This window comes from Pseudomonas sp. FW305-28, assembly GCF_017351395.1.
Taxonomy (GTDB): Bacteria; Pseudomonadota; Gammaproteobacteria; order Pseudomonadales; family Pseudomonadaceae; genus Aquipseudomonas; species Aquipseudomonas fluorescens_AA.
Genome location: NZ_JACNDD010000054.1, coordinates 1 through 14222, shown reverse-complemented (window position 1 = coordinate 14222; position 14222 = coordinate 1). Strand labels below are relative to the sequence as shown.

The window sequence follows — 14222 nt, the reverse complement described above, 5'->3', positions numbered from 1 at the left end:
TTAACAATCCCCGCCGCAAATCCCTGTCAGCTGAGCTGAAATCTCCCTGTGTTGGCACTCAAGGCCTGGCTCCCCTGACTCAAGGTATCCGCCGCCACGTTCACGGCCCGTGCGCCTTCGAGCAAGCGCATGGCCGCCTGGTCGACCTGCTGGATATTGCCGCTGACCTCGTCGGCGGTGCTGGCTTGTTCATCCACGGCGGTGGCGATTTGCGCCAGGGTGTCGGTGACACTTTGCACGGCGCTGGCAATTTCTCCCAGCCGTTCGCCCAGGCCGGTGACGGCTTGGGCGTCGGTCTGGGCCTGGCCGCAGGCGGCTTCCATCAGGCTGACCGCTTCGTTGACTGTGGCACGCAGGCTGTCGACGGTGCCGGCAATCTGTTGCGTGGAGGACTGGGTGCGTTGCGACAGGCTGCGCACCTCATCGGCCACCACGGCGAAACCACGGCCCTGTTCCCCGGCGCGAGCCGCTTCGATGGCGGCATTGAGGGCCAGAAGATTGGTCTGCTCGGCCACGCCACGAATGGTATCGACCACCAGTTGGATCTGCTGCCCTTGTTCGCTGACGCGTCCCAGTGCGGCGGCGGTTTCGTTGAGTCGCTGGTTGAGCTGCTGGATGCTCGCCGTGGTGCGCTGGCTGTCGCGACTGCTGTCGGCGGCGATGCGGCGGGTCTGCTGGGCACTGTCGGAGGCCTGTTCACAACTCTTGGCCACGCCCTGGGAGGTGGCGGCCAGTTGCGTCGCGGCGGCGGCGATCTGGCTGATCTGCATCTGCTGGGCCTCGACTTCTCCCAGGGCGCCGCTGGAGTGGGTATTGAGGGTGCGCACGGCATTGCTCAACTGCAACGTTTCGTGGTCCACCCCCAGCAGGCTGTTGCGCAACTGCACCACGGCGACATTGAGAGCGGTGCTGATGGCCGCCAGTTCATCGCGCCCTTGCACCGGCACTTGCAGGCTGAGATTGCCGTCGCGCAGGGCTTCGGCCAGCAGGGTGATGCCGCTGGCGCTGCGCCGGATCGACGCTTGCAGGCACACAAAAAGATACAGCGCCGCCAGCAGCAGGCAGCCCAGCACCGTCGCTACCAGGCTGAACTGGCGAATCGCCGAACCGTGGTAGTGATCCAGCCGCGTGTCCAGTGCCACCAGTGATTGTTGTCGCAGGGTCGCCAGGTCGGTGAGGAGGGCGTCCATGTGTTTTTCGAAGTCTTCCGGCTTCAGGTTGATGGCGCCACCGAACACGCCGTCATCCAGCACTTTCAGGCCGGCGTCCAAGTGCTTGAGGCTGCCTTGGAATTGTCCGGCCCAGGTTTGCAGATCGCTGGGCAGGCGGGTTTCCAGCAATGCTCCGGTCTTGACCAGTTGGTCCCGGGCATCACCGATACGGCTGCGCAGGTCCCGCAGTTGCAGGCGACTCTGCAGCGTGAACTGGCCCGACACCACGGAGGCCTGGCCAACGCTGGCCAGACGGCCGACCCGTTCGATCAGGTCCGGTGTCTGCTGGGTCGAAATCTGGGTCAGCAGGTAGGTTTCCAGCCAGGAGGCGAGGGTCAGGCGGTTGTCCATGACCATCTGCTCGCGCAACGCCTGCAGTGCACTGAGGGCCGCGGTGAAACGGTCGTAGCCGTCCGGCCACCAACCCACGCTGCCCAGGCTCTTGGAGTCCAGACCGTTGAGGCTGGTTTGCAGGGTTTGATAGCGGGCGAGGGTATCGGGTTCGACTCCTTCGGTTTGCAGGGTATTGGCCAGGTCACTGGCGGCTTGGTTGAGGGCGGGTTGCACCGTTTCGTACGCCGCCATGGCGGCCAGCGTCGCGGGTGTCGGCTGCCGATTGGTCTCGGTGGCACGCCAGCGGGCGGCGCGGTTGCGCTGGGCGGTGAGCAGGTTGTCGAGATTATCCAGGGCCAGCAATTGGCGAACCCCGGCGCGTTCTCCGGAAATCAGGCTGAGCTTGTCGCGATAGTCCTGGCCGATCAGCCACAGGCTGCCCATGAGCGGCAGGATAAAAAGCAGGAACAGCAATTGGAATTTGCGGGCGAAGCCGAAACGCCCCAACAACCTGATTCCCGGTGATAGAAAAGCCTGCATGCCCATACTCCCCTGGACACCCCTGCACTGTTTTTGTGCGTTTTTTACACAGTGCTAAAACGGGTGCCCTTTTAAAAGGCCTCGAAAGTTTGTCCAAATCGGCTTGATAGGCCAGCTCTGTAGCGAAACTTCCCATTCTCGGTCTCCTTTGTAAGGAGCCGCGTTATAGCTAATTAACAAGGCAAGATTCAGACCATGGCGTTGGGCTATCACTTTGGAATTCGACAAATTTTTCAAGGTCGATAGCAAGCTAAGGGGATAGCCTTGTCGCACCGAAAAATGGCACATTGACGCACCTGCCCATGTGCACCCTCTGTCGTATGGAAACTCCCATGGCTATCAGCAATACCCAAGCTGCCACCCCATCCGTTGCCGCCCCGGTGCAAAGCAGCCCGTTGGTCATGCGCATCATCGGCGCCGTGGCGCTGGCGCACCTGATCAACGATTTGATCCAGGCCGTGCTGCCCTCGATCTACCCGATGCTCAAGGACAGCTATGGCCTGACCTTCACCCAGGTTGGCCTGATCACCCTGACGTTCCAGTTGACCGCATCTTTGTTGCAGCCCTGGGTCGGCTATCACACGGATCGCCATCCCAAGCCCTGGCTGCTGCCGGCCGGGACGGTGTGCACGTTGATCGGCATTGTGATGATGTCCATGGTCGGCAGTTTTGCCTTGATCCTATTGGCGGCGGGATTGATCGGTATCGGCTCGTCGACCTTCCACCCGGAAGCATCGCGGGTGGCACGACTGGCGTCGGGTGGACGCTACGGGCTGGCGCAATCGACGTTCCAGGTGGGCGGTAACGCCGGCTCTGCCTTCGGCCCGCTGCTGGCGGCGGCGATCATCATTCCCTACGGGCAAGGCAATGTGGCCTGGTTCGGGTTGTTTGCATTGTTTGCGCTGTTCGTGCTGTACCGCATCAGCCGCTGGTACGCCAACCACTTGAACCTGTTCAAGCTCAAGCAAGGCCAGGCGGCCACCCATGGCCTATCCAAGGGCCGGGTCTTGAGCGCGCTGGTGGTGCTGGGGTTGCTGGTGTTTTCCAAGTACTTCTACATGGCCAGTTTTACCAGCTACTTCACGTTCTATCTGATCGAGAAGTTCGACCTGTCGGTGGCCTCTTCGCAGTTGTATCTGTTCCTGTTCCTCGGCGCAGTGGCGGCGGGGACCTTTTTTGGCGGACCGATTGGCGACAGGATCGGGCGCAAGGCGGTGATCTGGTTCTCGATCCTCGGTGTGGCGCCGTTCACCCTGATTCTGCCTCACGTCGACCTGCTGTGGACCAGCATCCTCAGCGTGGTCATCGGCTTCATCCTCGCTTCGGCGTTCTCGGCCATCGTCGTGTACGCCCAGGAACTGGTGCCGGGCAATGTCGGGATGATCGCCGGCGTGTTCTTCGGGCTGATGTTTGGCTTCGGCGGGATTGGCGCCGCGCTGCTGGGGCATCTGGCGGACATCCGTGGCATTGAGTACGTGTATTGGTTGTGCTCGTTCTTGCCGTTACTCGGGGTGTTGGCGATTTTCTTGCCGAGGACTAAAAAAGTCTGATCCGCCTCCAGATAGCCGTTGAGTTTCATGCTGAAAAATCTTTTGATCAGAACGGTGACCGCCGCCATGGGTAAGCGTAAACGCAAGACACTGCCGAAGGATTTCGGTCAGTTGCTGGAACAGGCCTCGTTTGCCGAGTTGGTCGCCGTGTTCGATGCGTGCGAGCTTGAAGCCACTGGCGGCTACAGCAAAAGCACCGCGCTGGGCTTTTACAACTGTCCCGACGCACTGGCCCGCTGGTTGGTGGAGCAGGGCGCCGATATCAATGCCCGTGACACTTACCAACGAACGCCCCTGCACCATCGCAGTTCGAGTTGGATCGGGGGTATCGATCTGCTGCTGGATTTGGGCGCCGATATCGAGGCGCAGGACTACCAGGGCTATACGCCGTTGCATGCCGCGGCCAACAGCCACAAAGCCGAGGCCATCGCGGCCCTGATCCGCCGGGGCGCCAATGTCGATGCCAAGAGTCGGCAGGGGCACGGTGTCCTGCATATTGCCTTGGCCACTACCCGCAATGCCGATATCGAGGCCACCGCGAAAATCGCCCAGACGCTGCTGGCGGCAGGGCTGCAATGCGATGACGGTATGCTCGCTGAAGTGCAGCGCATCGGCCGTGAATTCGAATTTCACCGGGCCTCTTTCAACCCGGACTACCTCGAAGCAACGGACGCTGCCTTGACCCGTCTCTATCGCCTTTTCGACGTCGCGCCCGTTGCTTCTCGCAAGGTTCACGACGGTCAGGCCGCCATCGTCGTGACGGCCAGTGGCTGGCCAGACCAGCATCAGCAATTGTGGGAGCTGCTGGTGCCATCCTCAGGCGCCGCAGCGACGGCGCAGGGTGAGGTGATCCGCATCAGTGGCCGTATCTCCCGAGAGATTCACCACAACGGATCGGCCAACTGGGACGCCGATTTCAAAGCGATGTTGGTGGCTCTGGTTGACCATCTGGGCAGCGCCGTGCCCTTGCCTGAGGCCGACCTCGCTGAAGCCCGGGCGATGGCTGCTGTTTTGCGGGGTGGCAACGATAACGCCGAGCAGACTGATCGTCTCTGTGAGTTGGCCGTGCATTGGGTGATCGCCAACCCGCAGCCGGTGCCATTGGCGGCGCCTTCCTACAGCAGGTGACGCGACGGCGCGTCCCGCCCCTTCAGGAGCGAATAGCCCGGCGTGATACCTCGTGCGTCGGTGTTGAATTACGACCAAAGTACTGTTTTGTATAACGCCTAAGTTCGATTTTGTACAAAAGTCGGTCGTGTTAATTTGTGGCTGTGGTTATTGGTCTGAATGGATTCTGCGAGATTATTCAAGAGTGACCCCAGGGTTACTGGAAAAGCAGGGATCGCGCATTCTTTCCACCTATCGCCCTTATTGCCCTGGCACTTAAGGCCTTCGGTTCTTGATTTGAATACCTCTAGCTGCTTTTCAGGTGGATAGAGCGGATTTACGCCCCAACCTGCCACGATTCAAATACTTATAAAGCGCTGCATCGCTGTGCCCTTTCAAGGCGATTGCCTTGTGGACAGCGTAAACAGCCGTGATCGATTGTTATTTGCCGCGTCGTGCACAAGTTAAAGGCCGTCGTCTTTAGCGTTGGCAATAAATAGAATCAGGTAGGGGATGATATGAAGTTCAAGTCATTGCAGGCACGCATTTGTGTCACAGCAGGCGTATGCCTGTTTGTTTCATCCATCAGCCTGGTTGTCTACGGGCTCTTTACCGCTCGGACCAATGAGCAATACGTCGCTTCCGAAGTCTCGGCGCTGGTTGAAAAGTCAACGATCCGGGAAATCCAGAACCTGGCCGAGTCCCGTGCCAATGCCATCCAGGCCAAGTTGCAGAATGCGCTGGACGCCGCCCGCACCATGGCCAACACCTTTGCCGCCAGCAAGGCCGCGCAAAGTCCCTTGGCGTTGGGGCGTGAGCAGATCAACAGCGTATTGCTCAGCGTCCTCAAGGATAACCCGGACTTCAACGGCACCTACTCCTGCTGGGAACCCAATGCGTTGGACGGCCAGGATCCGGCGTTCCGTAACGCTACCGACGGCAATAATCCCCTGACGGGACGCTTCACGCCTTACTGGACTCGCAGCGCCGACGGTCATGTCGCGGTGCAGCCATTGGTCGAGTATGACTCCCCGGATCGTCATCCTAACGGCGTGCCCAAGGGCGGCTGGTACAGCGGCCCGCGCGACACCCTGAAGGAGAGTGTGCTCGATCCCATTCCCTATGTGGTCCAGGGCAAGAACGTCTGGCTGACCACCCTGTCGGTGCCCATCGTGGCCAACGGCAAGTTCTACGGTGTGGTCGGGGCTGACTTCGATATCGCCTTTATCCAGAAACTCAGCGAACAGATGTCTGCCGAACTCTACGGCGGCAAAGGCACGGTTTCGATCCTGAGTAACCAGGGCTTGGTGGTTGCGGACAGCCAGCGCACCGACCTGATCGGGCAATCCATCAAGGCTCTGTTGCCTGAGTCTTGGGAAAAAGTGCTCAGCGATATCCAGGGCGGTCGGGGTGACGGCCTGCTCAATCCACAAACCCAGAATATCGAAGTGCTGATGCCCATTGCACTCGGTCGCACAGGCAAGCCCTGGGCGGTGTTGATTCGTTTGCCCAAGGCCGTGGTCATGGCCCAGGCCATTGCCCTGGAGCAGGAGTTGCAAGCGCGCAGTATCAGCAACAGCATCTGGCAAGTGTCGGTAGGGCTGGGCATTTCCCTGTTGGCGTTGGTCGCCCTCTGGTTCGCCACGGCGAAAATCGTCGGGCCGATTCGCGAGGCCGCGGCGTTGGCCGCCAACATCAGCCTGGGCGATTTCTCGCGCCGCCTGGTGCAGCAATCCGAGGATGAAGTCGGGCAACTGTCTGCGGCACTCAATGACATGTCCGAAAGCCTGCAGCGGCAGGTGAGGGTGGCCGAGCGTATTTCCGAAGGGGATCTGGACCTGGAGGTCCGCTTGTCGTCGCCCCACGATACCCTCGGCAAGTCACTGGAGAAGATGGTCAGCAACCTGAACCAGTTGATTTCCGAGGTGCAGACCAGCGCCACCCAGATTACCGGCAGCTCGGCGCAGGTCACCGACCTGAGCCAGTCGTTGTCCGATGGTGCGTCGAACTCCGCGTCGTCCATTACCGAAATCAGCGCGGTGATGACGCAAATGGCTGCGCAGACCCGGGACAACGCCGCCAACGCCAAGAAAGCCGATGAGCAATCCCAGGCCTCGCGCGCCGATGCGGGGGAGAGCGATAAATTGATGAGCGAGCTGATTGCCGCGATGGCTGAAATCGACAACTCGGGCAAGGACATCACCGCGATCATCACCACCATCGACAACATTGCCGCTCAAACCAACCTGCTGGCCCTGAACGCGGCCATCGAAGCCGCCCGGGCGGGTGAGCTTGGGCGCGGTTTTGCCGTCGTCGCCGACGAAGTGCGCAGCCTGGCCGCCCGCAGCGCCGAGGCCGCCCAACAGACGGCGGCATTGATCGCCGATTCGTCGAGCAAGACCCAGCGCGGCATGATCATCGCCGGCCGGACCGCCGAATCGCTGAAAAACATCGTCCACGGAACCAGCGCGGTTTCCAACCTGGTTTCGCTGATCTACCAGGCCTCCAGCGAGCAGGCTTCGGGTTTGCAGCAGGCCAGCATCGGCTTGGAGCAGATCGATGAAGTGACGCAGAAAAACCAGTCCAACTCGCAAGAGTGCGCGGTGGCGGCCAAGGATCTTTCGGAGCGGGCCTCACTGATGCAGCGTGTGCTGGGACGTTTCAAAGTCAAAAGGGGTGGGCTAAAGCACAAGACTTCCGATTGAAAAAGCGGATAATGGCCGCCTATTTTTTGCTCGTGATGCTGGTAATCCCGTATGGAAATCAAGGTCAACTTTCTCGACAACCTTCGACTTGAAGCCAAGTTTGATGACTTTACGGTGGTGGCCGATCAACCTATCCGCTACAAGGGCGACGGCTCGGCCCCCGGGCCGTTCGATTACTTTCTGGCTTCATCGGCGTTGTGCGCGGCTTACTTTGTGAAGTTGTATTGCCAGACACGCAATATTCCCACCGATAACATTCGCCTGTCGCAGAACAATATTGTCGATCCGGAAAATCGCTACAACCAGATCTTCAAGATCCAGGTCGAGCTCCCGGCGGATATCAGCGACAAGGACCGCCAAGGCATTCTGCGCTCCATCGACCGTTGCACGGTGAAGAAGGTCGTGCAAGCCGGGCCTGAGTTTGTCATTGAAGAGGTGGAAAACCTCGACGCCGATGCCCAGGCGCTGCTGATGCCCAATTCGGTTTCCCAAGCCGGCACCTACATCGCCGGCAAGGACCTGCCGCTGGAGCAGACCATCGCCAATATGTCGGGTATTTTGGCGGACCTGGGCATGAAGATCGAGATCGCTTCGTGGCGCAATATCGTGCCCAATGTGTGGTCGCTGCATATTCGCGATGCCCACTCGCCGATGTGTTTTACCAATGGCAAGGGCGCGACCAAAGAGAGCGCACTGGCGTCGGCGTTGGGCGAGTTTATCGAGCGACTGAACTGCAATTTTTTCTACAACGATCAGTTCTGGGGCGAAGACATCGCCAACGCGGCGTTTGTGCATTACCCGGACGAGCGCTGGTTCAAGCCTGGCCGTAAAGATGCGCTGCCGGCGGAAATCCTCGACGAGTACTGCCTGAACATCTACAACCGCGACGGCGAGCTGCGAGGCTCCCACCTGATCGATACCAACTCGGGTAATGAAGAGCGCGGCATCTGCTCGCTGCCGTACGTGCGCCAGTCGGACGGCGAGGTGGTGTATTTTCCGTCCAACCTGATTGAAAACCTGTTCCTGAGCAACGGCATGAGCGCCGGTAACACGCTGGCCGAAGCTCAGGTGCAATGCCTGTCGGAAATTTTCGAGCGCGCGGTCAAACGCGAGATCATCGAAGGTGAATTCGCACTGCCGGATGTACCGGCCAACGTGCTGGCGAAGTACCCGGGAATCATGGCCGGTATTCAGGCGCTGGAAGAGCAGGGGTTCCCGGTTCTGGTGAAGGATGCCTCCCTGGGGGGAGAATTCCCGGTGATGTGCGTCACGTTGATGAACCCGCGTACCGGCGGTGTGTTTGCCTCGTTCGGCGCGCACCCGAGCCTGGAAGTGGCGCTGGAACGCAGCCTGACCGAATTGTTGCAGGGCCGCAGTTTCGAAGGCCTCAACGACTTGCCCCAGCCGACGTTTGAAGGTCATGCGGTGACCGAGCCGAATAACTTCGTCGAGCACTTCATCGACTCCAGCGGCGTGGTGTCGTGGCGCTTCTTCAGTGCCAAGTCAGATTACGAATTCGTGGAGTGGGACTTCTCCGGCCAGGGTGAAAACTCGAATGCCGAGGAGGCCGCGACCTTGTTCGGCATCCTCGAAGGCATGGGCAAGCAAGTGTACATGGCGGTCTACGAGCATATCGGCGCGAAAGCGTGCCGCATCCTGGTGCCGGGCTATTCGGAAATCTATCCGGTGGACGATCTGATCTGGGATAACACCAACAAAGCGCTGTTTTTCCGCGCCGACATCCTGAACCTGCACAGCCTGGCCGAAGACGAACTGCAGGCGCTGGTGGAGCGTCTGGTGGAAAGCGAGCTGGACGACTACACCGACATCACCACCTTGATCGGCATCGAGTTTGATGACAACACGGCTTGGGGCCAGTTGACGATCCTGGAGTTGAAGCTGCTGATCTATCTGGCCTTGCAGCAGTTTGAAGAGGCGAAGGAAGCGGTGGAAACCTTCTTGCAGTACAACGACAACACGGTTGAGCGCGGGTTGTTCTACCAGGCCGTGAATGTGGTGCTGGAGATGAAGCTGGACGAAGACCTGGAGCTGGAAGACTACGAGGTCAATTTCCGCCGGATGTTCGGCAACGAGCGGATGGATGCGGCGATCGGCTCGGTGGACGGCAGCGTGCGCTTCCATGGCTTGACGCCGACCAGCATGAAGCTGGAGGGGCTCGATAGACACCTGCGCCTGATCGACAGCTACAAAAAACTGCACGCGGCGCGGGCCAATGTGTCGGCTTTATCTTCGGGGCTCGCCCCGTCGCTTGGCTAAACTCAGCGCTTGCATAGGGTTCGGTTTTTTCCGAACCCCGAGATTCAGTCAAACGGAACGAAAGCGCAGGATCTGCGCGCCGTCGAAAGGGTCGATCAGGTAATGGGCCTGCACGCCGAACGTATCCTGCAAGCGTTGCGGGGTCAGCACCTCCAGTGGTTTGCCGAGGGCCACCAGCCGGCCCCGTTCCAGTACCGCCAGGCGATCACAGGTCAACGCCTGGTTCAGGTCGTGCAGGGCGATGACCGTCGTGACGGGTAGCGCTTGCACGACTTTCAGGATGGCGAGCTGATGCTGGATATCCAGGTGATTGGTGGGTTCGTCCAGCAATAGAATCTGCGGGCGTTGGGCCAGGGCCCGAGCGATGTGGACGCGTTGGCGTTCACCGCCGGACAGACTGTGCCAGGTGCGGTTTTTCAAGTGCGCCGCATCGACGTCCCACAGCGCCTGCTGGACGATGGCCGCGTCTTCGTTTGACCACGGACTCAAGGCTGACAACCACGGCGTTCGGCCCAAGGCAACGGCATCGAACACGCTGATCGCATCCAGTGTGTCGGCTTGTTGCTCAACCACAGCCAGGGTCTGCGCGACGGTTCGCCGTGCCAGTGTCTTGAGGGGCTGGTTGTTGAGGCGAATGTCGCCCCGGCTGGGGGCGCGCACGCCCGCCAGCAGTTTGAGCAGTGTGGATTTTCCCGAACCGTTGGGCCCGACGAGGCCCAGGGTTTCGCCCCGACGGATGTCCAAGTGGATATCGTGCAACAACTCGGCGTCCCGCACATGGAACCCGAGGGCGGAACAACTCAGCACGGATTCGCCGATAACAGAGGTGACGGCATTCATCGGGCATTTCTCCGACCGATCAGGATCAACGCGAACACCGGAGCACCCACCAGTGCAGTGATGACGCCGACCGGGATGACTTGGCCTTTGATCAGCGTTCGGGAGAAGACATCGGCGGCGATCAGGAACACCGCGCCACCCAACGCGCTTGCTGGCAATAGGCGCGCATGCCGGGTCCCCAGCAACAAACGCACGGCATGGGGAATGACCAACCCGACGAAACCGATGGAGCCCACAATCGACACCATCACCGCTGTCACCAGTGCCGCGCAGCTGATCAGCAGAAATTGCACCCGGCGTACCGGAATGCCAAGGGAGGCGGCCGAGTCGGCGCCAAAGGTAAAGGCGTCCAGCGCCCGTCGGTGCCACAGGCACACCGCAAGACCGATCAATGCCACGGGCACCGACAACCACACCGACGGCCAACGGACCCCACTGAGATTTCCCAGCAACCAGAACATGATGCCGCGAGCTTGTTCGGAGCTGGCGGACTTGGTAATCAGAAACGCGGTGAGCGCATTGAACAACTGCGAGCCGGCAATCCCGGCCAGGATGATCTGCCCGGTGCCAGCGGGTGAGCGACTGGCACGGGCCAGCAAAACGACCACGGCGAACGCGGCAACGGCCCCGGCGAAGGCCCCGACCGACAACGAAATCAGCCCCGCCCCAATGCCCAGCAGCGCCACCAGTACCGCGCCTGTCGAGGCGCCGGCGGAGATGCCGAGCAGGTAAGGATCGGCCAACGGGTTGCGCAACAGCGATTGCAAGATCACCCCGCAGGTCGCCAGGCCCGCACCGCAGGCCGCCGCCACCAGCGCACGGGTCAGCCGGTAGTTCCAGACGATGCCTTCGTCTATCGGGTCGAGGGCATAACCTGCGGCCCACAGTTTGTTGGCCAGCACCTGGAACACCACACTCGGCTCGATACTCGTCTCACCGATGGCCACGCCGGCAATCACTGCCAGGAGCAGCGCCGCCAACGCCAGCAACGTTCGAATCAGCGTCGGAATCATTTCGGCAGGTCGTAGCCGCTGATGGCCGTCGCCAGGGTTTCCAGGCCGTCGAACATTCTGATGCTCGCTTGCATGGCCATCGCATCGAGAATGATGATGCGGTTGTTTTTCACCGCGTCCATATTGCGGGTCACCGGGTCACTGCGCAGGAATTGCAGCTTCTTTTCATGGTCATCAGCCGGAAAACGTCGGCGATCCATGCGGGCAATGACCAGGAAGGTCGGGTTGGCCTTGGCGATGGTTTCCCAGCCGACGGTCGGCCATTCCTCATCGGATTCGACCACGTTGCGCACGCCCAGGGTACTGAGCATGAAGTCAGGAATGCCCTTGTGCCCGGCCACATAGGGATCGATGTCCAGACTGGCGCTGGAGAACCAGAACAGCGCACTCGTCTGCTTCAGATCCTTGGCCTGCACCGTGGCGATAGACTTCGCCAGGCTGGCCTTGAGTTGGGCGTTCAACTGCTGGCCACGCTCCTGTACGTCGAAGATTTCAGCCAACTGGCTGATGCTCTTGTAGATGCTGTCGATGCGAAACGCCTCCAGCCGCGTGCCGTCCGCACCGACCAGATTATCCTTGGCTTCGCAATCGGAGGGCATCAGGTAGGTCGGGATCTTCAGTTCGTGAAACTGCTGGCGGGTACCGACCACGCCTTGCGGCCCGACCATCCATTCCAGTTCCACCGCCACCAGTTGCGGACGTTTGCCGATCACCGCCTCGAAGCTCGGCTCGTTATCGGCCAGGCGTTCGATCTTGTCGTTCTGCGCCTTGTATTTCATCTGCACATCGTTGAACCAGAGCGAAGTGCCGACCACCTTGTCGCTCAACCCCATGGCATAGAGCATTTCAGTGCCGGCCTGGCCGATGGTCACGGCGCGACTGGGCGATTGCTCGAAAGTCAGCGTGCTGCCGCAGTTCTCGAGGGTCAGGGGATAGTGAGTCGGGGCCGCGTGGGCGAGGCTCGGCAGACCCAGGGCGATGACAAGGGGGGCAAGGCGGGGCAGCAGCATGACGCAAACTCCAGTTGACCGTACACGGAGCAGGGGACGGACTGGAAAACACATCATCGAACGCTGCCGCTGAAGCACTGAAGTGCCGATCGGCCCAGTGACGCGCAACGCAAGGATGCCCTTCCCGGACACCCCGCCGGTTAGTGATTGACTTGGCCGGCAGGTCTCCTGACTGATGCGTCATCGCCTGGCTCCAGCCTTCCCGGGGTGATCCCAGTGGCCATTGAGGAGCAGGCTCAGCACCTACAGTTGCGGGGGCAGTTCCGTTTGATGCCGTGCGTGGCATCTCGGATTCCCTATTAGTCCCGTGGGGGAACCGGCGCTGGGCATGGTAGTCGATCAGGGTGTTTATCACCACTCGCCACTGAGCGGTCTTCTCCTGGCGTCGTACGATTGCGGGAATGATTTTCCGGAGGTGCGGCATAGCGCCGCTTCTTGCTATTCTGGTCGCCCTCTTCATGGACGAACACTGAGACAAACCATGGCTAACTACACCCCGTCACACATCGGGAAGATATTGCTGGGCCTGCTGTTTGCCCTGATTGGTATCGGTTTGTTGAGCATTGCCATCAATCTCACGCTTGAGCGACGCGAGTTTCTCGATCGCGCACAGACCGCCGATGGCATCGTCAGCCACTTGAATGCCGGTGGTTCGCATCCTGAGATCGCCTTCACCACGAGCAGTGGTGAAAAAATCTCCTACCCCCAGGGCGGCTTCATTTTCGGCTATCAGCAGGGTCAGCCGGTGCGGGTGCATTACCTGCCCGAGCAGCCTGCCAACAGCGCCATCGTCGATGACTTGGCCGCGCTGTGGGGCACTTCCGGGGTCCTGGGTCTTATCGGTCTGGTGTTCACGCTGGTCGGTCTGGCAAAAGCTATCCGTCAGCGCGGTCGCGGTGCGGTTCATTCACATAAAGGACTTTAACGTATGAGCTACAACATCCCGATCCCGGTCAATGAAAGTCGCTGGCAGTATCAGACCGCCAGCGGCGGCGGCCTGACCGTGGTCATGGTGGCGGGCAGCGGCGGTTCGATCATCCTGCGTTCGCCCGAGGGCGAGGACATCAGCTACCGCTACGGCGGCGTCGGAGTCGGTGCCGGATTCGGCGCGCGGCTGCCGCGTTTCGGCAAGATCAATATCCAGATCAAGGGCAAGGGGGTGGCTGCGGCCGGCGCGGCGGAGGCGTTTCCCAGCACCGGCAAGGTGTTTGTCAGCGATGCCTTGGTCGCTCGCGACCTGACCAGTGACGACATCACCGGACCTTGCATGTACACCGAAGTTGGGGTGGGCCTGGGAATCGGCGGCTCGGCCACGGCGCTGTTGTTCGGGCTTGATCCCAAGTTGCTGGCGTTGTCGATGGCACTGAATTCCAACCCGGCGACCTCGCTCATCGCTGCCACCCTGGTCAACCAGCGGCTGGCGAAGTCGGCCAAGGGGGCGGTGGTCATGGCCGGTATAAACGCTGGCCTGCAGGCCGGTGGCGGCGCTGCGATTTACATAGGCTATCTGTTCTAGTCGGATTGTGGAGTAATGCCACGGCTATCCCGGCATGCATGCCGGGATGCCCACTCCACAATGCCTGCGTTCGGCCAGCGTGGTTAACGGGGCGCCCCAGATCAAGATCAAAAGCGAGGC

At 60.5% G+C, this 14222-nt stretch carries 10 protein-coding genes, 1 pseudogene and 1 riboswitch; of the genes and pseudogenes, 7 read left to right on the top strand and 4 right to left on the bottom strand.

The window, feature by feature from the left end; translation table 11 throughout:
• Nucleotides 1–26 precede the first annotated feature (26 nt).
• Complete coding sequence (locus J4E53_RS14455; RefSeq protein ID WP_103308942.1) at nt 27–2084, bottom strand: methyl-accepting chemotaxis protein; 2058 nt, start codon at nt 2082–2084, stop codon at nt 27–29.
• A gap of 332 nt (nt 2085–2416) precedes the next feature.
• On the opposite strand from J4E53_RS14455, the gene J4E53_RS14450 reads away from it, so the two are divergent.
• The 5 genes and pseudogenes from J4E53_RS14450 (at nt 2417) to J4E53_RS14435 (ending at nt 9723) form a co-directional block, all read left to right on the top strand.
• On the top strand, nt 2417–3634 hold the full coding sequence (locus J4E53_RS14450) for an MFS transporter (RefSeq protein ID WP_103308941.1): 1218 nt from the start codon (nt 2417–2419) through the stop codon (nt 3632–3634).
• Between the two features lie 66 nt (nt 3635–3700).
• Nucleotides 3701–4762: an ankyrin repeat domain-containing protein gene (locus J4E53_RS14445; protein WP_103308972.1), complete on the top strand. Its 1062-nt coding sequence runs from the start codon at nt 3701–3703 to the stop codon at nt 4760–4762.
• A gap of 497 nt (nt 4763–5259) precedes the next feature.
• Nucleotides 5260–6522: pseudogene (locus J4E53_RS31105) on the top strand (HAMP domain-containing protein); the annotation flags it as partial.
• Complete coding sequence (locus J4E53_RS31100; protein WP_371919218.1) at nt 6517–7446, top strand: methyl-accepting chemotaxis protein; 930 nt, start codon at nt 6517–6519, stop codon at nt 7444–7446. The pseudogene J4E53_RS31105 and the gene J4E53_RS31100, both read left to right, overlap by 6 nt.
• Nucleotides 7447–7497: 51 nt before the next feature.
• Entirely contained in the window at nt 7498–9723 is a 2226-nt protein-coding gene (locus J4E53_RS14435) for an OsmC domain/YcaO domain-containing protein (RefSeq protein WP_103308939.1), read from the top strand.
• A gap of 48 nt (nt 9724–9771) precedes the next feature.
• Here J4E53_RS14435 and J4E53_RS14430 read toward each other — a convergent pair whose 3' ends face one another.
• The 3 genes from J4E53_RS14430 to J4E53_RS14420 are packed head-to-tail and all read right to left on the bottom strand — an operon-like array spanning nt 9772 to nt 12586.
• Nucleotides 9772–10563 carry an ABC transporter ATP-binding protein gene (locus J4E53_RS14430; protein ID WP_103308938.1) on the bottom strand — a complete coding sequence of 264 codons (792 nt, stop codon included), beginning with the start codon at nt 10561–10563 and terminating at the stop codon, nt 9772–9774.
• Nucleotides 10560–11576 (bottom strand): iron ABC transporter permease, encoded by a 1017-nt coding sequence (locus J4E53_RS14425; protein ID WP_060740642.1) that lies wholly within the window; start codon nt 11574–11576, stop codon nt 10560–10562. Before J4E53_RS14425 ends, J4E53_RS14430 begins: the two co-directional genes overlap by 4 nt.
• The gene (locus J4E53_RS14420) at nt 11573–12586 is read right to left on the bottom strand and encodes an ABC transporter substrate-binding protein (RefSeq protein WP_060740643.1); all 1014 of its coding nucleotides are present in this window, start codon (nt 12584–12586) and stop codon (nt 11573–11575) included. The genes J4E53_RS14425 and J4E53_RS14420 overlap by 4 nt, the downstream gene beginning before the upstream one ends.
• A gap of 140 nt (nt 12587–12726) precedes the next feature.
• A riboswitch (cobalamin riboswitch) is annotated at nt 12727–12922 on the bottom strand.
• Nucleotides 12923–13067: 145 nt separating this feature from the next.
• Between J4E53_RS14420 and J4E53_RS14415 the strand changes: the two genes are divergently transcribed.
• Nucleotides 13068–13511, top strand: coding sequence for a DUF3592 domain-containing protein (locus J4E53_RS14415; RefSeq protein WP_060740644.1), 444 nt, complete (start codon nt 13068–13070; stop codon nt 13509–13511).
• Between the two features lie 3 nt (nt 13512–13514).
• Nucleotides 13515–14102 (top strand): hypothetical protein, encoded by a 588-nt coding sequence (locus tag J4E53_RS14410; protein WP_103308937.1) that lies wholly within the window; start codon nt 13515–13517, stop codon nt 14100–14102.
• Nucleotides 14103–14222 lie beyond the last annotated feature (120 nt).